The organism is Pandoraea commovens (assembly GCF_024704525.1).
GTDB classification, from domain to species: domain Bacteria; phylum Pseudomonadota; class Gammaproteobacteria; order Burkholderiales; family Burkholderiaceae; genus Pandoraea; species Pandoraea commovens.
Genome location: NZ_CP102780.1, coordinates 2,071,059 through 2,097,509, shown reverse-complemented (window position 1 = coordinate 2,097,509; position 26,451 = coordinate 2,071,059). Strand labels below are relative to the sequence as shown.

The 26,451-nt window shown below is 62.0% G+C and carries 24 protein-coding genes; 8 read left to right on the top strand and 16 right to left on the bottom strand.

Going from position 1 to position 26,451, the window contains the following annotated elements; genetic code table 11:
• The first annotated feature begins 112 nt into the window (after positions 1–112).
• The gene (locus NTU39_RS09870; RefSeq protein WP_150664777.1) at positions 113–1,303 is read left to right on the top strand and encodes an aminotransferase-like domain-containing protein; all 1,191 of its coding nucleotides are present in this window, start codon (positions 113–115) and stop codon (positions 1,301–1,303) included.
• Positions 1,304–1,366: 63 nt separating this feature from the next.
• Positions 1,367–1,822 (top strand): RidA family protein, encoded by a 456-nt coding sequence (locus NTU39_RS09865; protein ID WP_150664776.1) that lies wholly within the window; start codon positions 1,367–1,369, stop codon positions 1,820–1,822.
• Between the two features lie 73 nt (positions 1,823–1,895).
• Here the strand turns inward: NTU39_RS09865 and NTU39_RS09860 are convergent, their stop codons facing one another.
• Entirely contained in the window at positions 1,896–3,173 is a 1,278-nt protein-coding gene (locus NTU39_RS09860; protein ID WP_150664775.1) for an MFS transporter, read from the bottom strand.
• Between the two features lie 131 nt (positions 3,174–3,304).
• Here NTU39_RS09860 and NTU39_RS09855 point away from each other — a divergent pair, with 131 nt between their 5' ends.
• Positions 3,305–4,225, top strand: a complete 921-nt coding sequence (locus NTU39_RS09855) for a LysR substrate-binding domain-containing protein (RefSeq protein ID WP_150664774.1) — start codon at positions 3,305–3,307, stop codon at positions 4,223–4,225.
• Positions 4,226–4,244: 19 nt separating this feature from the next.
• Here NTU39_RS09855 and NTU39_RS09850 read toward each other — a convergent pair whose 3' ends face one another.
• The 8 genes from NTU39_RS09850 to NTU39_RS09815 form a co-directional block, all read right to left on the bottom strand.
• Complete coding sequence (locus NTU39_RS09850; RefSeq protein ID WP_150664773.1) at positions 4,245–4,697, bottom strand: CopD family protein; 453 nt, start codon at positions 4,695–4,697, stop codon at positions 4,245–4,247.
• 11 nt (positions 4,698–4,708) lie between these two features.
• Positions 4,709–7,045 (bottom strand): DNA topoisomerase IV subunit A, encoded by a 2,337-nt coding sequence (gene parC, locus NTU39_RS09845; protein WP_257959755.1) that lies wholly within the window; start codon positions 7,043–7,045, stop codon positions 4,709–4,711.
• Positions 7,046–7,299: 254 nt separating this feature from the next.
• Positions 7,300–8,256, bottom strand: a complete 957-nt coding sequence (locus NTU39_RS09840; RefSeq protein ID WP_257959754.1) for a lytic transglycosylase domain-containing protein — start codon at positions 8,254–8,256, stop codon at positions 7,300–7,302.
• A complete protein-coding gene (locus NTU39_RS09835; RefSeq protein ID WP_373275397.1) occupies positions 8,237–8,644 on the bottom strand; it encodes a DUF4399 domain-containing protein in 408 nt (135 codons plus the stop codon). Before NTU39_RS09835 ends, NTU39_RS09840 begins: the two co-directional genes overlap by 20 nt.
• A gap of 163 nt (positions 8,645–8,807) precedes the next feature.
• Entirely contained in the window at positions 8,808–10,787 is a 1,980-nt protein-coding gene (locus tag NTU39_RS09830) for a DNA topoisomerase IV subunit B (RefSeq protein WP_257959752.1), read from the bottom strand.
• Positions 10,788–11,103: 316 nt separating this feature from the next.
• Positions 11,104–13,035: an ATP-binding cassette domain-containing protein gene (locus NTU39_RS09825; RefSeq protein ID WP_150664769.1), complete on the bottom strand. Its 1,932-nt coding sequence runs from the start codon at positions 13,033–13,035 to the stop codon at positions 11,104–11,106.
• Positions 13,036–13,161: 126 nt separating this feature from the next.
• Positions 13,162–13,641: a GNAT family N-acetyltransferase gene (locus NTU39_RS09820; RefSeq protein ID WP_150664768.1), complete on the bottom strand. Its 480-nt coding sequence runs from the start codon at positions 13,639–13,641 to the stop codon at positions 13,162–13,164.
• 151 nt (positions 13,642–13,792) lie between these two features.
• Positions 13,793–14,026, bottom strand: coding sequence for a hypothetical protein (locus NTU39_RS09815; protein WP_150664767.1), 234 nt, complete (start codon positions 14,024–14,026; stop codon positions 13,793–13,795).
• Between the two features lie 146 nt (positions 14,027–14,172).
• On the opposite strand from NTU39_RS09815, the gene NTU39_RS09810 reads away from it, so the two are divergent.
• Positions 14,173–14,328: a hypothetical protein gene (locus NTU39_RS09810; protein ID WP_174984725.1), complete on the top strand. Its 156-nt coding sequence runs from the start codon at positions 14,173–14,175 to the stop codon at positions 14,326–14,328.
• Positions 14,329–14,645: 317 nt separating this feature from the next.
• On the opposite strand, the gene NTU39_RS09805 is transcribed toward NTU39_RS09810, so the two are convergent.
• Entirely contained in the window at positions 14,646–15,161 is a 516-nt protein-coding gene (locus tag NTU39_RS09805; RefSeq protein WP_150664766.1) for a hypothetical protein, read from the bottom strand.
• A gap of 194 nt (positions 15,162–15,355) precedes the next feature.
• Here NTU39_RS09805 and NTU39_RS09800 point away from each other — a divergent pair, with 194 nt between their 5' ends.
• The 3 genes from NTU39_RS09800 to NTU39_RS09790 all read left to right on the top strand — a co-directional run bounded on the left by NTU39_RS09800 (position 15,356) and on the right by NTU39_RS09790 (position 18,616).
• Positions 15,356–15,556 carry a hypothetical protein gene (locus NTU39_RS09800; RefSeq protein ID WP_150664765.1) on the top strand — a complete coding sequence of 67 codons (201 nt, stop codon included), beginning with the start codon at positions 15,356–15,358 and terminating at the stop codon, positions 15,554–15,556.
• 149 nt (positions 15,557–15,705) lie between these two features.
• A complete protein-coding gene (locus tag NTU39_RS09795; protein WP_150664764.1) occupies positions 15,706–17,424 on the top strand; it encodes a glutamine--tRNA ligase/YqeY domain fusion protein in 1,719 nt (572 codons plus the stop codon).
• Positions 17,425–17,584: 160 nt separating this feature from the next.
• Complete coding sequence (locus tag NTU39_RS09790) at positions 17,585–18,616, top strand: urea transporter (RefSeq protein WP_257959751.1); 1,032 nt, start codon at positions 17,585–17,587, stop codon at positions 18,614–18,616.
• Positions 18,617–18,923: 307 nt separating this feature from the next.
• Here NTU39_RS09790 and NTU39_RS09785 read toward each other — a convergent pair whose 3' ends face one another.
• The gene (locus NTU39_RS09785; RefSeq protein ID WP_257959750.1) at positions 18,924–20,420 is read right to left on the bottom strand and encodes a cryptochrome/photolyase family protein; all 1,497 of its coding nucleotides are present in this window, start codon (positions 20,418–20,420) and stop codon (positions 18,924–18,926) included.
• 139 nt (positions 20,421–20,559) lie between these two features.
• Between NTU39_RS09785 and NTU39_RS09780 the strand changes: the two genes are divergently transcribed.
• Positions 20,560–20,973: a hypothetical protein gene (locus tag NTU39_RS09780; RefSeq protein ID WP_257959749.1), complete on the top strand. Its 414-nt coding sequence runs from the start codon at positions 20,560–20,562 to the stop codon at positions 20,971–20,973.
• A gap of 292 nt (positions 20,974–21,265) precedes the next feature.
• On the opposite strand, the gene NTU39_RS09775 is transcribed toward NTU39_RS09780, so the two are convergent.
• The 5 genes from NTU39_RS09775 to NTU39_RS09755 all read right to left on the bottom strand — a co-directional run bounded on the left by NTU39_RS09775 (position 21,266) and on the right by NTU39_RS09755 (position 26,449).
• A complete protein-coding gene (locus NTU39_RS09775) occupies positions 21,266–21,775 on the bottom strand; it encodes an MgtC/SapB family protein (protein ID WP_150664760.1) in 510 nt (169 codons plus the stop codon).
• A 25-nt stretch (positions 21,776–21,800) separates the two neighbouring features.
• Entirely contained in the window at positions 21,801–22,931 is a 1,131-nt protein-coding gene (dinB, locus tag NTU39_RS09770; protein ID WP_150664759.1) for a DNA polymerase IV, read from the bottom strand.
• Positions 22,932–23,005: 74 nt separating this feature from the next.
• Positions 23,006–23,704: a hypothetical protein gene (locus NTU39_RS09765; protein WP_257959748.1), complete on the bottom strand. Its 699-nt coding sequence runs from the start codon at positions 23,702–23,704 to the stop codon at positions 23,006–23,008.
• Positions 23,705–23,933: 229 nt separating this feature from the next.
• On the bottom strand, positions 23,934–25,052 hold the full coding sequence (locus NTU39_RS09760) for a CaiB/BaiF CoA transferase family protein (RefSeq protein ID WP_257959747.1): 1,119 nt from the start codon (positions 25,050–25,052) through the stop codon (positions 23,934–23,936).
• Between the two features lie 113 nt (positions 25,053–25,165).
• On the bottom strand, positions 25,166–26,449 hold the full coding sequence (locus NTU39_RS09755; protein ID WP_257959746.1) for a CaiB/BaiF CoA transferase family protein: 1,284 nt from the start codon (positions 26,447–26,449) through the stop codon (positions 25,166–25,168).
• Between the last annotated feature and the right edge of the window lie 2 nt (positions 26,450–26,451).

Genomic DNA, 26,451 nt, shown 5'->3' with positions numbered 1-26,451 from the left:
GCCGCGACGTGTCAGCCCCCTGACGTTGCGCCTGCCTTCACGCGCCCGGCACCCGCAACGCTCGTTACTCGCGGCCGCTCAGAAAAGGCCGCACTCTCAAAGCGAGACCATCATGCACGATTGGCAATATTCCGAACGCGCCCGCAATCTGACCAGCTCGGCCATTCGCGAAATTCTCAAGGTAACCGAGCGCCCGGACGTCATTTCATTTGCTGGCGGCCTGCCCTCGCCCGCCACGTTTCCCGTCGCACAAATGCGTGCCGCCGCTGATCGCGTCCTGACCGAATCGCCGCAAGCGGCACTGCAATACAGTGCGACGGAAGGCTTCGCACCCTTGCGCGAATGGGTCGCCAAGCGTTACTCACGCGACGGTCTGACGGTTGCGCCTGAGAACGTACTAATCACCACCGGCTCGCAACAAGGCCTCGATCTGATCGGCAAGATATTCATCGACGAAGGCAGCCGCGTCCTTGTCGAGGCACCGAGCTATCTCGGCGCACTGCAATCGTTTTCGCTGTTCGCACCGAAGTACGTGCCGGTGCCGACCGACGATCACGGCCTCCTGCCCGAGGCACTGACGCCGGAACTGGTGGCGGGCGCACGCTTCCTGTACGCGATGCCGAACTTCCAGAATCCGACGGGACGACGCCTGCCGATGGCACGCCGCGAAGCGCTGGCCGCCATCGCCAAACGCGACGGACTGGCCATCATCGAAGACGATCCTTATGGCGAACTCGATTACGAAGGCCAGCGTTTGCCGAGCCTCATGTCGCTCGCACCGGAGCACGTTCTGTACATGGGATCGTTCTCCAAGGTGCTCGCACCCGGGTTGCGACTCGGTTTCATCATCGGCCCGAAGGCGGTGATCGCCAAGCTCGTGCAGGCCAAGCAGGCTGCCGATCTGCATACACCCAGCCTGACGCAACGCATCGCGTACGAAGTGGTCAAGGACGGCTTTCTCGACACGCACATCCCGTCGATTCGCACGCTCTACGCCGCACAGGCGCAGGCCATGCTGGCTTCGCTGAAGAATCACATGCCGACCGACGCCACGTGGACCACACCCGCGGGCGGCATGTTCATCTGGTTGACATTGCCCGCAGGCATCGACACCATGCAGTTGCTGGAAAAAGCGATCGCACAGAATGTCGCGTTCGTGCCCGGCGCGCCCTTCTATGTGGGGACGCCGCAATCGAATACGCTTCGACTGTCGTTCGTCACGGTGCCGCCCGAGAAAATCGAAATCGGTGTCGCGCGTCTTGGCACGCTGATCGCCGATGCGCTCACGCGCCGCGCCGCCTGACCCGCCATCGGAATCGATGATCCCCGATTTTGTTCCATTAACGAATTTGCAAGGAAGCCGTACATGTCCGTCTACGACAAACTGAAGCAACTGGGTATCGAACTGCCGTCGTCCGCCGCCCCCGCCGCCGCTTACGTGATGGCCGCACAGACCGGCAACACCGTGTTCCTCTCGGGCCACCTGCCCAAGAAGGACGGCAAGATCTGGACCGGCAAGCTCGGCAAGGATGTCAGCGTCGAAGACGGCAAAGCGGCCGCTCGCGCTACCGCCATCGAACTGATCGCCACGTTGCACGCCCACACGGGCGACCTGAACAAGGTCAAACGCATTGTGAAGCTGATGAGCCTCGTGAACTCGACGCAGGAATTCACCGAGCAGCATTTGGTAACGAACGGCGCATCGGAACTGTTCGGCGAAGTGTTCGGCGAGGCTGGCAAGCACGCCCGCTCGGCCTTCGGCGTGGCGCAGATTCCGCTGGGTGCGTGTGTCGAAATCGAACTGATTGCCGAACTTGCCTGACGGCATCGCGGCATCCGACAACAGCCACCCGAGGGTGGCTGTTGTTTTATGTGGATGCGTGTGCCGGTAGCGGTTACGCGATGGCAGCCGGTTTTCCCGTCCCATACGCACGACGCATGGCGATCGCAACACCCAGCGACAGCACCACCGCCACCGACAGCAACGCGACCACGCCATGCCAGCCGTGCGACTTGAGCATGACGCCCGAGAAGCTGCCCAGCAGGCTGGACCCCAGATAGTAGAAGAACAGATACAGCGCGGACGCAATCGCTCGCCCTTCCGTGGCGCGTCGGCCGACCCAACTGCTCGCCACGGTGTGCGCACCGAAGAAGCCGAACGTGAAGATCGCCAGACCGATCACCACGCCGGACACCTGCGACGCGAGCATCGTGAAAAGCCCCACCATCGCCAGTGCAACAAGCGCCCACAACAGACGGGGGCGTCCCACGCGATCTGACAGCGGCCCTGCGATGAACGACCCGACGACGCCGATCAGGTACATCGTGAAAATCGCGCCGATGGCCGCATGCGGCAGATGAAACGGCGGTGCCGACAGATAGAACCCGAGATAGTTGTAGACGCTGACGAAGCTGCCCATCATCAGACCCGCGAACAGGTATAGACCGAGCAACGCGGGGTCGCCCAGATGACGGCGCGCATGTCCGAGTGCTTCGCGCACCGTCATATGACGCGGAGTGAAGCGACGCGAATGCGGCAGGCTCCGGGCAAACTCAAGGCCCATGGCAAGACACACGAGGCCGATCAGCCCCACCGACACGCGCCACGAGAACATGTCGGCGACAAATGCCGCCATCACTCGTCCGGCCATCCCGCCAAGGATGTTGCCGCCGATATAGAGTCCCATCGACATGCCGAGCGAGCGCTGATCGATTTCCTCGCTCAGATACGCCATGGCGATGGCCGGTAATCCGGACAAGGCCAGTCCCTTGAGCGCCGCCAGAATCACGATGGTCTCGAAGTTCGTCGAGAATGCGCTGGCCAGCGTGAGGACGGACGAGCTGAGCAGTGCAATCGTCATCATTCGCTTGCGGCTCACGCGATCGGCCGCGACACACGTCACGAGCAAACCGAGCGCCATCATCATCGTGGCCGCAGAAACGGACCAGCTGGCCTGCGCCGGGCTAATGCCGAACGTGGTCGTCAGCAAGGGCAGCAACGATTGCATGCAGTAAAGCTGCGCGAACGTCGAAAAACCACCGAAGAACAGGGCGCGGCTGATGACGGCGTATTCGCGCGTACCGCGCGCAACGCCCGCCGGTAGTTTGAGGGAAGACGCACTACCGGCGGACGCACCGCCGGAAGACAAAGGTAGGGAGTTGGTTGATGCCATGACGCTGGCTCGCCTCGCGCGAACCAAGGGTGAAATGTATACGACGAATGATAGGTTTGCCGTTACCTCGCGTCCAATATATATTTAAGCCTTATTTCTATATATAAAACAGATCAATCGAGGCCTGAGGTATGGAACTGCGTCACCTACGCTACTTCGTGACCGTCGCCGAGGAACTGCATTTCAGCCGGGCCGCGCAGCGCCTTAACATCGGGCAGCCGCCGCTATCGATGCAGATCCGGGCGCTTGAGGATGAGTTGGGCGTGCCGCTCTTCGAGCGCTCGCAACGACGCGTCTTCCTGACACCGGCCGGACGTGCGTTTCTTGTGCGTGCGCGCCAGATTCTTGCCGATGCCGAAGCAGCTCGTCTCGAAGTGCAGCAAATCGCCGGGCTCGATGCGGGCGAGTTGCGTATCGCGTTCACGACGTCGGCGCCCATGACGAACGTGATGAAGCGCGTACTGACGACCTACCGTCAGCGTTATCCGCGTGTGACGCTGACGCTCAGCGAGGCACCGTCGGAGCACCAACGCGAAGCCCTGATCGAACGGACGCTGGACATCGGCCTGCTTCGCCAGGCAGAGAACGCACCACCGGTGGCAGGGCTCAGTTTCGAGACGTTGATCGACGAGGCGCTGGTTGTCGTCCTGCATCAGGGCCATGCGTTGGCAAAGCACGCCAGCGTGTCGATTGCCGATCTGGCCAACGAAGCGTTCATCATGCATCCCAACGGCGTGGGGACGGCAGTCGACGGGCAGATTCGGAGGATGTGCGAGCGCGCGGGTTTTACACCGCGTGTCGTTCAGGAGGCGCGCGAGTCGACGACCATCGTCGCCCTCGCGGCAAGTGGATTGGGCGTTGCCGTGCTACCGGCCGCCGTGCGTTGCATTCAGATCGAAGGCGCGCACTTCATGGACTTCAGCGAACCGGATGCGCACTCGGCGCTGCTACTCGGCAAGCGCCGCGACGACAACAGCCCGCTCGTGCAAGCGTTCGTCGCCCTGTGTCATGAGGTGGCCGGGACCGTCGACGACGGAACCCGGCCAGTCTGAATCACCGCGATCGCCGAGATCAGCCGCGAAGCGACGCCGCCAGTCCGATCACAACGATACCCAGCACGAGATTCAGAATCACGAGACGACGAATACCGTTGACGGCTGCCGCGCCGTCCGGCCACGACTGCGCCTGCACGGCCCGTTGCAACCGCGGGAAAAGTGCGAAGCGAATGTGACCGAAGACAAGCATCATCAGCACGCCGATCCCCGCCATGGCATGCACAGGCCAGCGGGCATGCAAACCGCCCATGCCCATCATCATGTGCCCGCCGGACAGCAGGATCAGCACGATGGCAACGCCCACCCACGTGAAGAACCGTGTGAGCGCCGCCTCCCACAATGGCAGACGCTGCTGCGGCGACAACTCCGATGACGCTGGCCGCAGACAGGCCAGCGCAAAGAACATCCCACCGATCCAAACGGCCACGCTGACCAGATGCAGGAACAGACTGAAGGCGTAAACGCTCATGCGGGACTCCGTCAGGATGCCTTCGGCGCGGCCGGCAACACCGGCTCGAGCGAACGCGGTTTGAACGTCGCAAACTTCACATTCGGCGAACGGCCCTTGCGCGCACGCTTGCCGATGTTCGGTGCGAGCGATGCGCCCGACAGCGTCTCGGACTGAATCTTGCCACCACGCACTTCGCCATACACCGTCACGCCCGCCTCGCTGATCGGCACGATCGACACCAGCGTCTGCTTGGCTTCAAGACCGATCAACGTCACGCCGCGTCCACCGCCTGTGAGCGCCTTCATTTCGTCCATGCCGAACACGAGCAGACGCCCGTCGCTCGACAGACACGCGACTGCACTGGCGCCCTGCCAGATCGGCGTCGGTGCGAGCGGCTCAGCCCCGTCGTCGATGGTCATGAACGACTTGCCTGCCTTCACGCGGCTCACCATATCGCCGAGCTTGGTCGTGAAACCGAAGCCGGACGACGTCGCGAGCAGCAGCGGCTGATCGCCGGAGGCTGCGTAGTAATGCAGCAAACGCGAACCCGATTCCAGTTCGATCAGCGACGTCAGCGGCACGCCATCGCCACGGCCGCCCGGCAACTGGGCTACGGCCACCGAATAAACGCGCCCGTTGCTGCCCCACGCGATCAGCGGGTCGACGGTGCGGCATTCGAACGCGCCATACAAGGCATCGCCCTGTTTGAACGAGAATCCTTGTGCGTCGAGTCCGTGCCCCTTGAGCGCACGCACCCAGCCCTTGGCCGACACCACGACCGTCACCGGCTCGTCGACCACGCGGGCTTCCGCGACTGCACGCTTCTCTTCCTGAATCAGCGTGCGACGATCGTCTCCGAACTGCTTCGCGTCGGTTTCGATTTCCTTGATGATCAGACGCTTCATCGTGCTTTCGTTGGCGAGCAGATCTTCGAGCTTCGCCTTCTCGTCGCGCAACGACGCCAGTTCCTGCTCGATCTTGATCGCTTCCAGACGCGCCAACTGACGCAGACGAATTTCCAGAATGTCTTCCGCCTGCCGCTCGCTCAGCCTGAACGCGCTCATCAGCGCGGCCTTCGGCTCGTCGGACTCACGAATGATGCGAATGACTTCGTCGATATTCAGGAAGACGATCATCCGGCCTTCGAGAATATGAATACGGTCGTCGACCTTGCCCAGACGGTGACGCGTGCGACGCGTGACCGTCTCGAAGCGGAAGCCGATCCACTCGGTAATGATGTCGCGCAACGACTTCTGGCCCGGACGTCCGTCGGCGCCCACCATCACGAGGTTCACCGATGCGCTCGACTCGAGACTCGTATGCGCGAGCAGCATCGTGATGAATTCTTGCTGATCGATGCGGCTCGACTTCGGCTCGAACACCAGACGCACGGGGGCGTCTTTACCGGACTCGTCGCGCACGGCGTCGAGCATGGCCAGCATCGACTGCTTGAGGTTCTGTTGCTCCGGCGTAAGCGACTTCTTGCCGAGCTTGACCTTCGGGTTGGTCAGTTCCTCGATCTCTTCGAGTACCTTCTGGCCCGACGTATTCGGCGGCAGTTCATACACCACTGCCTGCCACTGGCCGCGCGCCATTTCTTCGATCTTCCAGCGCGCGCGCATCTTGAGGCTGCCGCGTCCGCTTTCATAAGCGGCGCGAATCTCGGCTGCGCTCGAAATCAGTTGCCCGCCGCCGGGGAAGTCCGGTCCCTGCACGTGAGTCATCAACTCAGCGTCGTCCATCTTCGGATTGCGGATCAACCCCACAGCCGCCGAAGCCACTTCGCGCAAGTTGTGCGACGGAATTTCCGTCGCGAGACCCACGGCAATGCCCGACGCGCCGTTGAGCAGCACGAACGGCAAGCGCGCAGGCAACAGGCGCGGCTCTTCGGTCGAACCATCGTAGTTCGGCACGAAGTCGACCGTGCCTGCATCGATTTCGTCGAGCAACAGCTTGGCGATCGGCGTCAGGCGGGCTTCCGTGTAACGCATGGCTGCCGCGCCGTCGCCGTCGCGTGAGCCGAAATTGCCCTGACCGTCGATGAGCGGATAACGCATCGAGAAGTCCTGCGCGAGACGCACCAGCGCGTCATAAGCAGACTGGTCGCCGTGCGGGTGGAACTTGCCGAGCACGTCGCCGACGACGCGCGCCGACTTGACCGGCTTAGCATCGGACGCGAGGCCCATTTCGTTCATCGCGAACAGAATGCGGCGCTGGACCGGCTTCTGGCCGTCGCAGACGTCCGGCAGTGCCCGGCCCTTGACCACGCTGATCGCGTAGTCCAAATAAGCGCGCTCGGCATACGCGCCGAGCGTTAGCGTGTCGTCATCCGACGGTTGCGTAAAGAGATCTTCTACTTGTTCCATAAAACCTGTGGGTTTGCTGCGAACGTTTGATGAGAGTTCGGGTGGACGTTGACCGCGAGATCATACCAAGCTCACCGGCACAATTTGGCAAAAACGCGTCCGAATGACAAAGCAAGACGTGATTTCGGAGCGACGGCCATCGAAATTGCCGACATTCCACGCGGATTTCGGAGAATTCTGAGCCGACCACCGAACGACACGCGGGACCTCGAAGGCGATTCCGAAGACGCCGCCAAGCGGCGTCAACCGATGCCTCAGTCCGTGGTCGGCGGTGCGGACAGTGTCGATGCAGCCGAATCGCGTATCGACGCGTTCGGCATGGTAGCAGGCACGACGGGCAGGCCCTGCGGCGCGCCCAGAATGACGTGAATGCGGCCGTCGCGCGATCCGTTGACCCGCGCGTTGCCAATCTTCCCGCCGCCCCCGCTCGCGCGGATCACGCCATTGCCCGGCGCAGCGTCGCCCCCCTCCGGGTTGAAGCGTCGGTAGAGTTCAAGCATGGCCGCGACATAATCGCGCGTCTCTGCATACGGCGGGATCTGATCGGCGTGGCGTGCCACGGCCCCCTCACCCGCGTTGTACGAGGCGAGCACGAGCTCGAGACGATCGGGATAACGCGCCTGCAGATCACGCAGATAACGGGCACCTGTCAGCACATTGGTACGCGGATCGGTGAGTTTGTCGGCAACGGTGCGGCGCGCATCGGCCCGCAAGCCATAACGCTCCCCGGTCGTCGGCAGCACCTGCATCAGACCGACGGCACCTTTGGGCGATACCGCATCGCTATCGAAACCCGACTCGGCCGCGATGACCGCTTTGAGCAAGGCCGCGTCGACATGAAACTTCTGCGCCGCCTGCGCAATGACGGGTGCGAGCTTTTTCAGATTGGGATGTCGGGCCAGCGCATCGTACAGACGCGAGCGGTCTGCACCGGTGACGGCACCGCCCTGCTGCTGTGCGCGCAGATCGACGCTACCACCATTGCCACCGCTACTCACCACGAGCCGATAGCGCGCATCGAGCTTGCGTGCCGCGAGATGTGCGACACCGTTCTCGTCGACGTAACCGTAGAGTTCGGCGTGCGCGAGAGGCGTCGCGACAAGCAGCGCGGCTGCCAGCGCGGGCCCTGCGAGTTGCCGCAGAGAGAGCTTTCGGCGCAGCGCCTGGAGGCGCTGCGCCGTCGAAACCTGATTATTGCTGACCTTTGACATGCACCTTGATCGTCTGGCTCATGGCCGGACCGTACGAGCGATGGGCACCGTCGGCGAATTGCATCGTCAACGTGTGATCGCCCGGCGTCAGATTGACGCTCGTTTCGGTCTGACCTTTGCCGAAATGCAGGTGTGTGTCGTCGGTAGGAACGACCTGACCTGCCGGAATCGAATCGCCGTCGATGATGAGATGGTGATGACCGGTATTGGGCAACACCTCGCCCGCCGGTTTGATCGCCATGCCTTCGACGCCGAACTGAACCTTTACGGGATTGGATACCGTTGCGCCGTCCGCAGGGGCAACGAAGAAGACGCGCGGCTGGGCCGACTGTGCCAAGACGGTGGCGCTTGCGCTGGCAAGCAACATCGGCACGAAAATGCAACGCATAGAACGCAACATAACGCGACTCCCGGAAGGGTGAAGGGTGGATTATCCCACTATGTGAGCACTCACGCTGGTTTGCCCTGCGTGAGTGCGACTTCGCTACGCTTCAAGTGCTGTACCTGCAAGTACCGACGCCGCGCCTGCGGTCCTTCCCGTGTTGTCAGGCTCAGATGTCGGCTTCCACTTCATTGCCCTTGGCTTCGAGCCAGCTACGGCGTTGTGCCGCCTCGCCCTTGCCCATGAGCATGTTCATGCGTGCCACGGTCGCGTCGAAATCCAGATGACCGAGCGCCACCGGGCTCAGACGGCGCGTGTCGGGATTCATCGTCGTTTCCCAAAGCTGTTCGGCACTCATTTCGCCCAGGCCCTTGAAGCGGCTGATGGACCATGCGGCTTCGCGCACACCATCCTTGCGCAGCTTGTCGAGAATGGCTTCGAGTTCACCTTCGTCCAGTGCGTAGAGCTTCTGCGCGGGCTTCTTGCCGCGCGCTGGCGCATCGACGCGATACAGCGGCGGACGCGCCACGTAGACGTGCCCCGTGGCGATGAGCTGCGGGAAGTGACGGAAGAACAACGTCAGCAGCAGCACCTGAATGTGCGAACCGTCGACGTCGGCATCGGAGAGGATACAGATCTTGCCGTAACGCAGATTGGACAGATCGGGCGTGTCGTTTGCACCGTGCGGGTCGACGCCGATCGCCACCGCGATGTCGTGCACTTCATTGTTGGCGAACAGGCGATCGCGCTCGGTCTCCCACGTATTGAGGACCTTGCCGCGCAGCGGCAGAATCGCCTGAAATTCCTTGTCGCGGCCCATCTTCGCCGAGCCGCCGGCCGAGTCGCCCTCGACCAGAAACAGTTCATTGCGGGTGATGTCTTCGGTCTCGCAATCGGTCAGCTTGCCCGGCAAAACGGCCACGCCCGAACTCTTCTTCTTCTCGATCTTCTGGCCAGCGCGCGTACGAGCCTGTGCCTGACGAATCACGAGTTCGGCGAGCTTCTTGCCATGCTCGACGTGATGGTTGAGCCACAGTTCCAGCGCAGGGCGCGTGAACGACGACACGAGCCGCACGGCGTCGCGACTGTTCAGACGCTCCTTGATCTGCCCCTGGAACTGCGGATCGAGCACCTTCGCGGAGAGCACGAACGACACGCGAGAGAACACATCTTCGGGCAGCAACTTCACGCCCTTGGGCTGAAGGTTGTGCAATTCGATAAAGCCTCGCACCGCCTGGAACAAACCTTCACGCAGCCCCGATTCGTGGGTGCCGCCAGCGGGCGTGGGAATCAGGTTGACGTAGGACTCGCGGACCTGCGCGCCATCTTCCGTCCAGGCCACGACCCACGCAGCGCCTTCGCCTTCGGCAAAGCTGTCTTCGTCACCCTCGGCAAAGCGCTCGCCTTCGAAGAGCGGAATCAGCGGCTCTGCACCGCCGAGCGATTCGACGAGATAACCCCGCAGGCCGTGCTCGTAGAACCACGTCTGTTCTTCACCGTTCTTTTCCTGACGCAGCGTGACGCGCACGCCCGGCAGCAGCACCGCCTTCGAGCGCAACAGACGCTGCAGTTCGCCCAGCGGCAATGTCGGGCTGTCGAAGTATTTGGCATCCGGCCAGACGGTCACGCGCGTGCCGCTCTTCTTCTCGCCGCGTTGCGATGCACGCGAGTGAAGCGCCACGTTGACGTTGCCACCGTCTGCGAATTCGAGTTCCGAGACCTGACCGTCGCGCCAGACGGTCACGGCCAGCCGGGTCGCCAGGGCGTTCGTCACCGACACACCAACGCCGTGCAAGCCACCGGAGAAGGTATAAGCGCCGCCAGCGGCCTTATCGAACTTGCCGCCTGCGTGCAGGCGCGTGAACACGATTTCCACCACCGGCACACCCTCTTCCGGGTGAATGCCGACAGGAATGCCACGGCCGTCGTCCTCGACGCTGACCGAACCGTCTTTGTTCAGGGTGACGAGAATCTGCTTGCCGTAACCGCCCAGCGCTTCGTCCGAAGCGTTGTCGATGACTTCCTGAATGATGTGCAGCGGATTCTCGGTGCGGGTGTACATGCCCGGGCGCTGCTTGACCGGCTCAAGGCCCTTCAGGACCTTGATGGACGCTTCGCTGTACTGGGCAGGCGTATTTTTTTTCGACATAGCGTGACTGAATTGGGGTACGACGCCCGGCGCTTATCCACATTTCCTGTGGACAACCACGGGGAAAACCCATTAACACATGACAAAAGTGACGCCGGATCAACGACTTGTGTTGCGGCGCCCACATAATGGGCACTTCAAATGGGCACTTCGGGTGCGCGCGATGCCTGCCGACGCACGGCAGGCGCATCGCGCCCGATGAATCGCGGCCTATTGTACTGTCACTCGGACTGCACCCGAATGACATGGACCAATAGCCCAATGAAACGCGGCCGGAAAACCGGCCGCCTACGACGTTGTTACTGCGCAAGCGTACTCACGTGTTTTCGCCGCGCTGCTTGGCTTCAAGCACTTCCCAGCGTTCGAGCGCTTCGAGCAATTCCAGTTCAATCGCTTCGAAACGTTCGGACAGCGCCGCACCCGCAGCCGGATCTTTCACAAAGATCGAACCGTCTTCGATCTGCGCTGCGGCGTCCTTCTGCTCGTTTTCCAGCGAGGCAATGCGCTCCGGCAATCCGTCCAGTTCACGCTGCTCCTTGTAGCTGAGCTTGACGGTGCGGTTGGTGCCGCGCTTGGACGCTGCCACCGATTCCTTAGGTGCTTCGTCCACCGGTGCACGCTGCGCAGCGAGTGCCGCCGAGCGTTCGCTCTGCACTTGCCAGTCAGTGAAACCGCCCACGTATTCACGCCAGTTGCCGTCGCCTTCGGCCGCGATCACCGAGGTCACCACGTTGTCGAGGAACGTCCGGTCGTGGCTCACGAGGAACACGGTGCCGGAGTACTCCTCCAGCAGTTCTTCGAGCAGTTCGAGCGTCGGGATGTCGAGGTCGTTGGTCGGTTCGTCAAGCACCAGCACGTTGGCCGGACGCGCAAACAGACGGGCCAGCAACAGACGATTTCGCTCACCGCCCGACAGCGACTTCACCGGGGAACGTGCGCGCTCGGGTGAGAAAAGGAAGTCGCCGAGATAGCTCATGACGTGCTTGCGCGCGCCATTGATTTCGATCCAGTCGCTGCCTGGGCTGATGGTATCGAGCAGACTGCGTTCGGGATCGAGCTGCGCGCGCATCTGATCGAAGTACGCGACCTGAAGGTTCGTGCCGACGCGAATTTGCCCGCTGTCCGGCGTGATTTCGCCGAGGATCAGCTTGAGCATCGTCGTCTTGCCCACGCCGTTCGGGCCGACCAGGCCGACCTTGTCGCCGCGCATGAGCGTCGCCGAGAAGTCACGCACGATGGTGCGTCCGCCGTACGCTTTCGTCACGTTAGTGAGTTCGGCCACGATCTTGCCGGACTTCTCGGCCTGCGCCACGTCCATGCGCACGTTGCCCTGCTGCTCACGACGTTCCGCGCGCTCGTTGCGCATCGTCTTCAGACGCTCGATACGTGACACGCTGCGCGTGCGGCGAGCCTCGACGCCCTTGCGGATCCACACTTCTTCCTGCGCGAGCAACTTGTCGAACTTCGCATTCTCTACGCGCTCGATTTCAAGCTGTTCGGCTTTGCGTTCCTGGTACTGCGTGAAGTTGCCGGGATAGGAGAGCAGACGTCCGCGATCGAGTTCGACGATGCGTGTGGCCACGCGGTCGAGGAAGCTCCGATCGTGGGTGATGAAGAGCAGCGCACCGCGATAGCCGACGAGCAATTCTTCAAGCCAGCGGATGGCGTCGAAATCGAGGTGGTTGGTCGGTTCGTCGAGCAGCAGCACATCGGGTTTGGCCACCCATGCCTGCGCGAGCGAAACGCGCTTTTGCATCCCGCCGGACAGCGCCCCCACACGTGCGTGGCCCTCGAGTCCGAGTTGCGCGATCGTCGTCTCCACGCGGGTCTTCAACTGCCACGCATCGGCCGCATCCAGCGACGATTGCAGGCTGTTCAGGCGGGCGAGCAACGCGTCGTGTTCTGCGCCTTCCGGTGCCACCGACAGCGCTTCTGCAGTGCGGTCGTACTCGGAGAGCAACACGTGCGAATCGCCGAGGCCAAGCGCTACGGCATCGAATACGGACTGCTCGGGATCGAACTCGGGCTCCTGCTGCACGTAGACGGTGTGCAAACCGGCCTGACGGGCCACGAGGCCATCGTCCGGCGCGGTGAGGCCCGCCACGATCTTGAGCAGCGAGGACTTACCGGCGCCATTGCGTCCGATAAGTCCGACGCGCTCACCGGCTTCGAGCGAGAAATCGGCATTGTCGAGCAATGCCAGGTGACCGAACGCCAATTGGGCGCCGGTGATGGAATACAAGGCCATGTGTCGGGAAACGCGTGAACTACGATGGGAGATATTGTAGTGCCGGGCGCGATGGCCCGGCCGATATTGCATTTTTCTGCTTCGCTCAGCGTGCGATTGCGCAATCCGCAAACGCGCTGTCTGCCACTACTGCGGCTGCACTGCGGGGCGCACCATTTCGATATGCATGATGCCGTCTTCGTCATATGGCTCACTCGCCTTGACGAAACCGAACCCGCCATAAAACGCTTCGAGATGCGCCTGCGCGCCGATGCGCACCGCAGCGGTGGGCCATTGCGCTTCGGTAATCGCCACCGCCCGCGCCAACAGCTCGCGACCGAGACCGGTGCCGCGATGCGCAGCGGCGGTGATCACGCGTCCGATCGACGCTTCGTCATAGGCGAGCCCGGGCGGCAGAAGTCGCAAATACGCTGCGATTCGCAGGTCGCTTGCCGGGTTCGCGCTGTCGCGCACTTGCGCGACCAGATGCAGGCTGTACGGATCGCGACCGTCGATGTCCTGATACGGGCACTGCTGCTCGACCACGAATACCGCGTTGCGTGCGGCGAGGATTCGGTAAAGCAGCGCGCTGCCCAGTTCATCGAACGACTTGCACATCCATTCCATTACCGACTCTCCAGCCATTTCAGTGCGAAAGGCCGGACTATAGCACCGTCGCAAAGCGACGATGCCAGCATCGCGCACATCAGATATGGGGGAAGAAACGGGAAAATGCGGGAAAAATCGGAACGAGGTAATGCGCAAGCGGCCGTCGACCTTATTGGTAGTAGACGATGCCCTGCTCGATATCCGCGCGAGCGTTGCGCTCCGCGTCATCAAGGGCGTTACCTTGCGTGGCAAAACCGTAGGCGCTCTGAACCTGATAGGCACCCACTTTTTCCATGCCGCACTGTGTCGGGCGGTGAATCTCGTAGAACGCGTCCCAACGAGCGTTGTCTCGCTCGACTGCACGGACGCTGTACTGGAATTCTTGGTATTGCGATGTTTTCATTTTGTATCCTTCTTTACTGCAAAAAATTTGACTAATAACTATCCCTCTCGAATCGGCTTACGGTGATGAGAGTGCAATTTCGCACAAATGTTTCCGTGAAGTGCACGCAGCCTATCTGCCCAATATGACGGTAATGCGACAAAAGCATGACTGACATACGACAGACGACGCTGCTGAACGTCGCGCACGGCAAAAGACCGGGTGCGATCCGTCATGCGCTCGCAAGGCGCAATTCGGGTGTTCTGTACGACTTCCTGTTTCGGGGATCGATGGCCAGCCGTTTTGTCGAAACGGCGGCGTGAACGTCTAAGCGTTCAAGGTGACATGCGTCGGCACATCGTGCGACACATCTGTAGTGATTTTCGTGCCACACGTTGGCTGACGGTGCCGGGCGGGTGGAACACCTGCCGGGCGCTTCATGCCACGGAAGACTGCCTTCAGCGGATCCGAAGGTGACGGACGCACGATTGCAGTTGACGCATCATAACAGAAAAATCTGTTAATTGCACCAAAGTGCGTTCACCCGACATATTGACCGGCCGACGGCACAACGCGCGCACTGCCGCCGGGCGGGTCACTGCCCCGTCCCTCAAGGGGTTGCGGGGCATTCATGAGGTCTTCAGGCGGCCGCTGCCCGCTCCTCCATCTGGCGCAGCACCCAGTACATATATCCCGCGAAGGCACCGAAGATGATGTGCCCCGCCAGCATCGTCCAGCCGCGCGACTCGGTGAACCACGGGAACATCTGCGTCATGACGTAGAAATTGACGACGTACACGACCAGCCCGAAGACGCCACCGGCAACCGATACCGTGACGACATCCGAATCCAGCCGGAACGGCGCAATGATGGCCCCGAGCACCACGCCGAGCACGACACCGATGGCCGCATGCACCATCAGCGCCATGGCCACGATCGACACGTCGAATGTTGCGGGCTGCGACAGGATGCCGGGGCCAAGCACGATGGCGGCCACCATGCGGGGCGGCACCCACGGACTCTGCCCCGAGACGAGCAGCACCATGAGCATTTCGACAGCAGAAAAGAACGCGCAGGCGACAAAACCGGCAACGGCCGCAGCCGCCCAGTCTGGCGAGCGATGCGTGTAGCGATGCGAGCTGAGATGCAGTTCCATGACTTCCTCCCATGAGGGGGACCGAAGCGCGATTGGCACAACTGCCGCAATTGGCCCCACCGGCGCACCCGGCAGTGTTTTCAGGATAGGACACAATCCGGGAACCGTTGGGAAGCCGGGCAAAGCCCCCCTGTCCGTCTGCCTATACTTGCCGGTACGCCCTGCAATGGGTGGGGCGCTTCGGGAGACATCTCATGGCTAACTCGTCAGGCTTGCTTGCTCTGCTCGTCAGCATCGTGCTCATCGGCTTCCCCGTTTGGCGGATTCTCACCCGGCTCGGCTTCTCCCCCTGGTTCACGGTGCTGGCGTTCATTCCGGTCGTGAACGTCGTCTCTCTTTGGCTTCTGTCGTATGCCAACTGGCCGATCCAGCGCAGCACGGTGCAGACGACCTGATCGGGGCCCGCGCGGTCCCGGATCCATCGGATGTGAACCACTACGACCGGCATCACGGTGTGATGCCGCGTCGACGCCCGATCAGACGCTCGCCCGTGGTGCAATGCGGTACGGTAGAATATTCGCCAAACTCCGAACACTGGACAGGCATGAGCACAGAGCTGAACGCGGCATCCAATTTCATCCGCAACATCATTGACGAAGACAACCGCTCGGGCAAATGGGGCCAGCGCGTGGAAACGCGCTTCCCGCCGGAGCCCAACGGCTATCTGCACATCGGTCACGCCAAGGCGATCTGCGTGAACTTCGGCATGGCGCGTGATTACGGTGGTGTGTGCCACCTGCGCTTTGACGACACCAACCCCGAGAAGGAAGAGACCGAATACGTCGACTCGATCATCGATATGGTCAAGTGGCTGGGTTTCAGCTACCAGACGCCGCAGAAGGAGCACCTCTATTTCGCCAGCGACTACTTCGAGCAGCTTTATCAGGCTGCCGAGATCCTGATCCAGCGTGGCAGCGCCTACGTCGACAGCCAAAGCGCCGACGACATGCGCGCCAACCGCGGCACGCTCGTGGAGCCGGGTAAGGATTCGCCGTTCCGCAATCGTACGGTCGAGGAAAACCTGGACCTGTTCCGCCGCATGCGCGCGGGCGAATTTGCCGACGGCACGCACGTGCTGCGCGCGAAGATCGACATGGCATCGCCGAACATCAACCTGCGCGATCCGGCCATCTACCGTATCCGCCACGCACATCACCACCGCACGGGCGACGCATGGTGCATCTACCCGATGTACACCTACGCCCACCCGCTCGAAGACGCCATCGAAAACATCACGCACAGTCTCTGTACGCTGGAGTTCGAAGATCAGCGTCCGTTCTACGACTGGGTGCTCGGCCAGTTGGCTGACGCGGGCATGTTCTCGCGCCCGACGCCGCAGCAGATCGAATTCGCCCGTCTGCAACTGACGTACGCCATCACGAGCAAGCGCAAGCTGCGTCAGCTGGTCGACGAAAAATACGTCGACGGTTGGGACGATCCGCGTATGCCGACGCTGGTCGGCCTGCGTCGCCGTGGCTTCACGCCCGAGAGCCTGCAATTGTTCTGCGACCGCATTGGCGTGGCCAAGTCGGCGTCGTGGATCGACATGAGCATTCTCGAGCAAGCCCTGCGCGACGACCTCGATCCGAAGGCCCCGCGCGCCACGGCCGTACTCGACCCGCTCAAGCTCATCATCGATAACTATCCGGAAGGCCAGCAGGAAGACTGCCACGCCCCGGTGCACCCGCACTTTCCGGAGCGCGGCATGCGCACGTTCCCCATCTCGCGCGAGCTGTGGATCGAGCGTGAGGACTTCCAGGCAGAGCCGGTCAAGGGCTTCTTCCGTCTGTTCCCCGGTAACAAGGTGCGCCTGCGATACGGTTATGTCGTGGAATGCACCGGCTTCGACACGGATGCCGACGGCAACGTCACGGCCGTGCATTGCAACTACTTCGAAGACAGCCGTTCGGGCACGCCGGGTGCAGACAACTACAAGGTCAAGGGCAACATCCACTGGGTCAGTGCGTCGCACGCGCTGGCGGCGGAAGTACGCATCTACGACCGTCTGTTCCTCGATCCGAACCCGGACGCTGGCGAAAAGAACTTCCTCGACGCCCTCAACCCGAACGCCAAGCGCGTGACGCAAGCCTATGTCGAACCGGGCATGCTGAACTTTGCGCCGGACGATCGCGTGCAGTTCGAGCGCCACGGCTATTTCGTGGCCGATCGTCACGATTCGGCCCCGGGCAAACCGGTGTTCAACCGTATCGTTTCGCTCAAAGACAGCTGGGCAGTGAAGCCAGCCAAGGGCGGCGGCAAGTAAGCCGCTCCCCCGTCGTCCACAAAAGCCCGCGCCATCAAGCGCGGGCTTTTTGCATTTTGGCGGGCTGTTCATCGAAATTTGCAATACCGACTATAACGAGTCTGCGCGCCCGGTCATCGGGGTTCGGCGTAACCTCGCGCCCTAGGCTCAGCGCTGCGCTATGTCTGTTATGTCCGCGATGACGCGACAGACGGCGGTCGATTACGCGCTGGTCATCCGCCTCGCCCGATCCATCGCCACCCTCATGTCCCTGCCTCGTCCATCGTCCGTACCGGCGTCGCTTTCTTCGATGACCACGCCCTCATCGACCGCCCAACAGCATCGGTTGATCGGCGAATTGCGCGGAACGATGGCCAACTTCGCTCAAATCTATTTCATTCCGTCGGCCGGGATCGGTGCTTTGTTGCTGGCGGTACTGGCCCTCTCGGATCTGGCCGCCGCTTTGACCGGACTGGCTGCCAGCATCACGGCATCCGGGGTCGCCATCGCGATGCGCTTGCCGCATGCGCAACGTCACACGGGCTTATTCGGCTACAACGGCGCGCTGACGGGGATTGCCTTTGGCGCCCTGTGGCAGCCGGATGGGGTGTTTGCCGCATGGCTGGTCGTTTGTGTCGCCCTGACGGTTATGGCAACGGCTACCCTCGCCCGACGAGAACTTCCCGCGCTGACGGGACCGTTCGTCGCCGTCATGGCCCTTTCGTGGGCCATGTTGCCGTGGCTCGAACTCTCGCCGAGGATGGGTTCGCTCGCTTGCGATGTAGGCTCACCGGGCTTCGTGTTCTGCTCCGTGGGACAGGTCGTCTTCGTTGCACCGCTGGTGCTGGGCTTGCTGATGTGGTACTTGCTGGCGCTCTGGAATGCCCGCGCGACCGTTTGGGCGCTCGCAGCCGGGGTAACGGTCTGGGTGATTCTGGTCGTACTGGCTTCGCGTTGGCCGTCCATGGCAGCTCAGGCGGGCGGTGTCGGCATCAACGCTTTCCTCGCCGCGCTGGGTCTTGGCGTTTTCGGACGCCGCCTCACAATGCGACTCACCGGAGCCGCGCTCGCGGCCGTGATTTGCGTGATTCTGGGCGGCTGGCTAACCCCGCGCGGATGGCCGTATTTCACGCTACCGTTCAATCTGGCCGTGTGGATCGTGCTGGGTGTGACGGCCAGGGATCGGCAGGGTCGACGCGCAGGCGACGCATAAAAAAATACCCGGAACGCTGACGTTCCGGGCACTCGCTCAACGCGAACCCCGTGGTTCGAAGCTGCCGTCTGTGCGGCGAAGGATTTTCTCCAAGCTTCCCCGTGTGGTTTTGGCCTGCCCTTGCTCATTTCAGAGCATCTTGAGCACATCGCTATTGTTTTACTGCTTCCTCCCTGACGCCCACTAACGCCCCCCGACGTTGCGAACCGATACCGAAGCCCAGGCCTCTTGCGTGCCATAACCGTATAAACGGCCGATAACGGAAAAAGTTGACCGGGGTATACACGTATCGGGGTAAACCGGGGAGTTAATCCTCTTCGTCGCTGCCTGCTGGCCGGGATGAAACCGCCGGCGTCTTGACGACCGCGTATCTCGCCAGCGTCTCCTTACGCGCCACGTCGTGGGCCACCACCGGTTGCGGGTAATCGCGTCCGAGCGTCACGTTGGCGTCAGCCAGCGTCTGCGCGTCGGCGCGCCACGGTGCGTGGATGGCCTTGTCGGACAAATACGCCAGTTCAGGCACGTACTTCCGGATAAAGCGTCCCTCCGGGTCGAACTTCTCGGACTGGGTAATCGGATTGAAGATGCGGAAGTACGGTTGGGCGTCACACCCGGTCGAAGCGGCCCATTGCCATCCGCCATTGTTCGCGGACAAATCGAAATCGTTCAACTGACGCGCGAAATATGCCTCGCCACGACGCCAGTCGATGCCGAGATCCTTGACCAGAAAGCTGGCCGTCACCATACGCAACCGGTTGTGCATATAGCCGGTCTGGTTGATCTGACGCATGGCCGCATCGACTAGCGGATAGCCCGTGCGCCCTTCGCACCACGCCTTGAAATCGGTATCCGCCGCATCGCCCGTGGCCCACTCAATGGCGTCGTATGCCGGTTTGAACGCGTTGCCGACAACCTCCGGGTGATGATGCAGGATCATGAAGTAGAACTCGCGCCAGATCAGCTCGCTCAGCCATGTTTTCGCGCCATTGCCTGCGTCCCCGCCCTTGAGCATCGCGGCGTGCGCCTCGCGGGCTAAAGTCCGGATCGACACTGTGCCGAAGCGCAGATGCACGGACAGATAGCTCGGACCGCGCACTGCGGGGTAATCGCGTCGTTCGTGATAGTGCGCCATGCGCGGCAGGAAATCGTCCAGCAACTGCTTTGCGCCGGACTCGCCCGCGGCAATGGCCATACGACGTGCGTCGGGTACTTCAAAGCCCAGCGATGCCATCGACGGCACCTCGCCAGCCCCATGCGACGGCTTCGCAAGCCGGTGCCAATCCGCCTTCCGACCGTGCGGCGCAAGGTCGACCGGACGCACCTGCTTCAACCAGGCGCGCGAGTACGGTGTGAAGACACTGTACGGCTCGCCCTGCGCCGTCAGAATCTCGCTCGTATCGAAAATCACCTGGTCTTTGACCGTCTCGAAAGCAATGTCCAGAGCCTCAAGCGAGCACGCAACCGAACGATCCCGCTTGACGGCGTCCGGCTCGTAATCTCGCCCGGCAAAGACAGCCTGCACGCCGAGCGACTTCGCCAGCGTGGGAATCTGCTCGGTCGGGTCACCGTGCCGGATGATCAGCCCCCCCCCCATGTCCGCCAACGTCTGCACCAATTCGCTCACGCTGTCGTGGATGAACGCGACGCGTCGGTCGTCTCGCGGCAATTCGCCGAGAATCGTCGTATCGAAGACGAACACGACAGACACCTCACCGCAGGTCGCAAGCGCCTGTGCCAGCGTCGCGTTGTCGGTACAGCGCAGATCGCGCCGCAGCCATACCAGCCCTTTTTGAAATTCGCTCATGTCTGATTGGCGCCGCAGGGACGCGCCGGATCCGTCAAATCCCGTACCATAGCGAGATCGTGGACTTTACGCCATCGGCCTCGATTACCTTATGACTCGGAAGTTTCCGATTTTGGCTTTTCCCCGCCGCGCAGCCCCGGTGCTGTTTTCCCTTGCTGCCGTCGCGATACTCGCTGCTTGTGCCGCTCCCTCGGGCCCTCATGCGAATGCGAACACCTCGGCACAACGCCCCGCAGCAGTCGATCCGGCCACGTTGCGCGAGCGTCATCTGGCCGCTGCAGACGCGGCGGCGGATCAGTACCGCACCTGTCTGTATGGCCACGTCGCGCGCTACGTGAATCTGGTACCCGACCCGATTCGACTGGCCGACGAAGCCGCCACCGAATGCGCCCCGATCACCCAACGATTCCATCGCGAACGTCAGGCAGCCATCGTGACGTACACCTCCCCTTCAGATGCCGCACAGCAAGCTGACGCTGCGACGCTCTCCCTACAGACTGACGGTTTGCGGGTGGCCCGTGCCCGGGCGACGGAGTTGCGTGCGCTTCAATGACGCAACGCGCGCAGCTTCACGCTTCAAACGCTTGGAAGAAAATTAGTCGCAAGAGCGGGCGTCGATTACGTAGTCACCCGAACGTGCTTTCCCTAATCGGGCAAGCCCCGATTGGCGAAAGATGGTCCGGTGACCAAAATGAAATCGCCCTCTTACGTCCTTTTGGGGGTACTGCGACAACGTCATTTGCCCGCTTCGGCGGGCATTTTTCTTCGGTATCCGCAGGAATTTGCCCATGACGTCGAGGGCGAGGAGGCAGCGATGTGTGTCTTCTGCATAAGCCACGTGGATGTCACCTGCCGTCGTGCCCATGCCGCGCCGACGCGTCCTCGTCCTGCGAGTCCTTCACCGGTTCGTCGTGCCCCAGCCAACGGTGCGCGAGCGATTCGATACGCCCGCCGAGTGCCAGCACGATAAGTAGCAACACCATCGCGACAAGGGCGATATGCCAGCGGCCCAACCCACAGATGATGCCAATGCCTGTGGTGCTCCACAGCGCCGCCGCCGTGGTGAAGCCGTGCACGGAGGAACCGCGACTCGGCCGGATGATGCACCCGGCCCCAAGGAACCCGATCCCTGCCACAATGCCCTGCACAACCCGGCTCACGGACGAGCCGTCATAAGGCAGAGCCGTTCCCGGAAACGGTACGACGGCAAGCACGAACAACGCGGATCCAAACGACACAATGGCGAGCGTTCGCAAACCGACCGACTTGTGGTGCAAGTTGCGATTGAGCCCGACCAGCCCGCCGAGAATCAATGCCGCTGTGAGCCGCAATGAGACTTCGATGATCTCCGCCATCCCTCACCTCGCTCGTCTACGCGATCTAAGTTTCCGATGGGGCATTATCACCTGATGCAGGCGATGTGAGGGACGCCCCGTCATCCCAGTCGTCAAACAGGCGCAACTGACGCGTTGCCTGTGCTTCGAGCAAACGCACCCCGACTCCCATCAATCGCACCGCACGTCGCTTGCGTCCCACCGCTTCTGCCAGCAGTTCACGGCATTGCGCCGGATCGACGCCTAATGCGCCTGCCTCGGCCGTCGTCCGTGAGAAATCGGCAAATCGAATCTTCACGAAAACCTTCGCAATCGCCAACGGTTCGCTGCGGCGCGCACGTCCGATTCGCTCGGACAACTGACGAAGCAGCGGCTCCAGCGCCGTTTCGCACTCCGCCAACGTGCGCAGGTCGCGCGTGTACGTCGTCTCGACGCTGATCGATTTTCGCTCGCGATCCGGGCTGACCTCCCGGGTGTCGATACCACGACAGCGCTCGAACAACCGCTGCCCGAATACGCCGAAACGCTCGGTCAGATCGGCCATCGAATGGCTGCGTAGATCACCGCAGGAATCGACGCCCAGCGCCCGCAACTTTTCCGCCGTCACCTTACCCACGCCAAACAAACGCTCGACCGGCAGTACGGCAACAAAAGCATCGACCTCGGCAGGCTTCACGACGAACATGCCGTCAGGCTTACGCCAGTCGCTGGCGATTTTGGCGATGAACTTGTTGGGCGCAACGCCGGCCGACACGGTCAACCCAACTTCGTCCGCGATGCGCGCACGGATCTCGCGCGCAATCAACGTGGCCGAACCACCGCAGTGTTCACTGTCGCTAACGTCGAGGTACGCCTCGTCAAGCGACAACGGCTCGACCAGATCCGTGTAATCGCGGTAGATCGCCATGATCCGCTTCGACGCTTCCTGATACCGATGCATCGACGGCGGGATGATGCGCAAGTCGGGACACAATTTGACGGCCTGCGCGGACGGCATGGCCGAACGCACCCCAAAGGCGCGCGCTTCGTAATTGCACGTCGCCACCACACCGCGCTGATCCGGCTGCCCGCCGACAGCCAGTGGTATCCCGCGCAACGACGGGTCGTCCCGCATCTCGACGGAGGCGTAGAAACAGTCGGCGTCGCAGTGGATGATCTTGCGCTGAGGGGAGGTCATGGTGGCGGGCGAAAACACTGTGCAAATATACAGCATTTGCGCATTTTTCGCGCTTTATCCGTAACACGTCCGCATCAACGCACCGGCAAAAACTGAAGGAACTGCGCGCCCAGCAAGTTCTGCACGTAGCCGATCCCTGCCCGTCGATACTTCTCGTCCAGCATCTCGGCCAACAGGTCCAGCCGTCCGATGACCTTGCCGAACTCCCGTTCAAAGCTCACGTTGCGCACGTCGGACATTTCGTTGGCCAGCAGCAGCGGCTTGCCTGCCATGTCCCGGCGACTCCCCAGCAGCCACGCCGCGATCTCCACGTTGCGCGCCGCGTTGTAGATACGCTGTGCATCGAGTCCGTCACTCAGATAGAACACCGTCGTGCCACCATGCGCCGTAATAATCGTGTCCGAGAGACTGAAGACGAAGGCCGCTACACGGTCGCCTGTGAATGTCGGATCGAGCGACAACGACAAGGCGCGGACATCGCGTAAGTCCTTCAGATCCGCGAGCGTGCGACGCCCTTCAATCGCGGCACGCAACTGCGCGATGGCTTCGGCTTGCGTAGCCGCGCCCCCCTTGCGCCATTCGCGGGGATTGCGCTTATAGAGCTTGTCGGCCAGAAGATACAAGCTCTCCAGATTCGCCCGCATGCCCAGCGTCGCCATGCGATTGATATCCGTTTGTGCGAGATCGGCCGTCGTCATCGATGTCGAGCGAACCTTTCCGTGATCCGCAGGGGCATCCTGATACGACACACATCCGGTCAGAATCGCGATCATGGGCACGGCACAAAGAACGGCAGCCGCCGCGAGCCGTCGTCGCACGCGTGGATGAGTCTGAGTCGGTGGTTGGGGAAAGTCGAACCGTCGGGTCATGGGCATGTCGTTATCGATCAGCAACGACTCTACGCGATGGGCCTCCGGACTTCGCGTCTCCCGACGTCGAAAAATTGTGACATTCGGTAACGTGCCTGCGGTCGACGAGTCACCCGCCTGGCGACAATCGATGTCATGGCAGCAGCGTCTCGCGCAATTGCGCAAACAGCGGATGCGTCATCGCCTCCTCCAATCGGAGTACCGGCGTCACACAGCAATCGACATCGCCGAAACGCGCGACCCAGTCGGCTTGCGTCGCGCCCGCAAACACCGCCATCAGCTCAGCGCGCAATGCGAGCGCATCGTCTCCGCCGACCGCCTGTCCAAGCGACCAGTGACGAGTCTTCCAATCGCTGCGGCCAAGCACATCGCACAGCGACTCCCAGAATTTCAGCTCGAGCGCACCGACCGCCATGTACCGACCGTCCTTCGTGCGATAGACCTGATAACAGGGCACGCCACCGTTAAGGAGATCCTTTCCTGCGCGCGACACGTGCCCCTGGCGATGCATCGCCACCGCCGGCACGACGTTCGAGCGGAACACCTCGTGCGTCATCGAAATGTCCAGCCAGCGCCCGCGCCCGGTGCGTTGCGCGGCGACCAACGCCGCCAGCACCTCCTGAACCGCAGCCTGAGCGCCGCCGTAGAGATCGCCGATCTGAAAGTTGGGGACGATGGGGGCGTCCCCCGCATCGCAAAGCTGATCGAGTACGCCCGCGTACCCGATGTAATTGATGTCGTGCCCGGCGGCTTGCGCCATCAACCCTTGCTGGCCGTAACCGGAAATCGACGCCATCACCAGCGATGGCCGCACACGTGCCAGCGCCTCGTACCCGAAACCCAGACGCGCCATCACGCCAGGGCGAAACCCTTCAAGCAGCACATCGGCATGAGCAACGTGGTCGAGGAAGCGCTTCCGATCCGCGTCGCTCTTAAGATCGAGGCGTTCGACGGTCTTGCCGCGATTGAGCAGTCGCCAGAAAGCGCTAGGGGGCGATTCGTCATCGCCCAGCATCATTTCCCTGGCGTAGTCGCCTGCGCCCTTGTCTTCGATCTTGATGACGTGTGCGCCCATTTCCGCAAGACGCAACCCGGCAAGCGGACCCGGCAGAAGACGCGTGAGATCGAGCACCGTCACGCCCGATAACGGCTTATCAGGCTGTTGGGACTGCGACGAAAGTGGAGATGAGGAAGACGAAGCAGACAATGCAGACGTTTCGCGTGAGTGGGCAGCGTCGAGCGGTTCAGTCATGACAGTCCGGGTGGCGTGTTGGCGGTAGACGTTCATACCGTACCGCGCCCCACCCGGTGCCCGCAAGCAGACAACACGCCGACTTCCTTCGGAAAAGGCTTATTTCAGCGCGCTCAGCTTTGATTTGCGCTGTCCTTCCAAAAAACGGGACCGGCGGTATCGCCCGCGCCGGATGCATCGTCCGGCGTCGATCCGTCCGCCGGTCCCGCCACCACCCCCTCGTTCAACAGGCGCTCGATCTGGTTATCGGGATACCCCAGATCTCTCAGAATTTCGCTTGTGTGCTCACCCGCCGCTGGCAACGCGCGACGCGCGGGCAATCGTTGCCCTGCCATCGTGATCGGCAGCAACGGCACTTTCGTTTGCTCACCCGTTTCCGTCGTCAAGTCACCCAAGCCGCCGCTGGCAAGCAAATGCGGGTCATCGAACAACGCGGCGGGCTGCACGATCGGCGCAAAAGGCAAACCATGACGCTCAAACGCCGCCGCGAGGTAGCTGGCGTCGAAACCCTGCATCATTTCGCGCAACAACGGAAGCAACCAGTCGCGTGCCCTCACGCGGTCATTGTTCGTGGACAGTCGCGGGTCGTCTGCCAGATCGTGACGTCCAAACACGTCGCAGAAAATGCGCCACTGCGTATCGCTGACGACGGCGAGGAAAATCTGCACGCCGTCGCGCGCAGCAAAGACGTCGTAAATACCCCACGCGGACACACGCGCGGGCATTGGATCGGGTGCCACACCGGTCACTGCGTACTGTTGCATGTGCTGCGCCGCGAGCAGTACGCAATTCTCGAAAAGCGCGCCCTGCACTTCCTGCCCGCGTCCCGTGGTCTTTCGCTCGTAGAGTGCGGCCAACGCAGCGAGCGCACCGAACACACCGCCCATGATGTCGTTGACCGATGTCCCCGCACGCAACGGTTGGCCCGGCGGTCCCGTCATGTACGCAAGTCCCGCCATCATCTGCACGACCTCATCCAACGCAGTGCGCGTAGCGTAAGGCCCCGGCAGAAACCCCTTCAGCGAGACGTAGACCAGCGCCGGATTCAGCCGTGACAACGTGGCGTAGTCCAGTCCGATTTGCCGCATCCGCCCGGGCTTGAAATTCTCCGTCACCACATCCGACGTACTGATGAGCCGCAGTATCAGCTCTCGCCCTTCGGGCCGCGTGACATCCACGACCAGACTCCGCTTGTTGCGGTTGAAGGCACGGAAAAAGCCCGCACCGGTCCCCAGCAGATGACGCGTGGCGTCGCCACCGATCGGCTCCACTTTGATGACATCGGCCCCGAGGTCGCCCAGCACCATGCCGCACGCCGGCCCCATGACCATGTGTGAAAATTCCACGACACGAATGCCTTGTAACGGCATCGGTGTCGCAGAGGTGACATCCGGCATCT